Below are 431 nucleotides of genomic sequence, written 5' to 3' on the forward strand. Positions count from 1 at the left end.
GTAAAAAAGTTGTTGACGCGCTGCGAATAAGTGATCATAATCTCATTTCTCTGCTGCTGACAACGCAGCGCTGCTGAGAAGGGTGCGGTAAGTAGTCGAATCTTCTCGCGGATATGCTCTTTAACAATGAACAGCCGATAAGTGTGGGCGCTTGATGGAAGCGGGCGATTTTCGGATCGCAAGCGAAAGTATCAAGAGTCTCACACTAAAGTAAGTCAGGTTTATGAAGAGATTCATATACCTGTCAGCTTTGAGTGAGCGACCGGTTGGAAACAACCGAAAACAGTAACAGGAATTGAACTGAAGAGTTTGATCCTGGCTCAGATTGAACGCTGGCGGCATGCCTTACACATGCAAGTCGAACGGCAGCACGGGCTTCGGCCTGGTGGCGAGTGGCGAACGGGTGAGTAATACATCGGAACATGTCCTGT

At 48.7% G+C, this 431-nt stretch carries 1 rRNA gene; it reads left to right on the plus strand.

The annotated features are described in order from the left end of the window. Positions 1-297: 297 nt before the first annotated feature. Positions 298-431, plus strand: a 16S ribosomal RNA gene (locus tag J5M56_RS25775); the annotation flags it as partial.

The sequence above is a fragment of the Pseudomonas sp. 51_B genome (assembly GCF_017491595.1).
In the GTDB taxonomy this organism is placed as follows: domain Bacteria; phylum Pseudomonadota; class Gammaproteobacteria; order Pseudomonadales; family Pseudomonadaceae; genus Aquipseudomonas; species Aquipseudomonas promysalinigenes.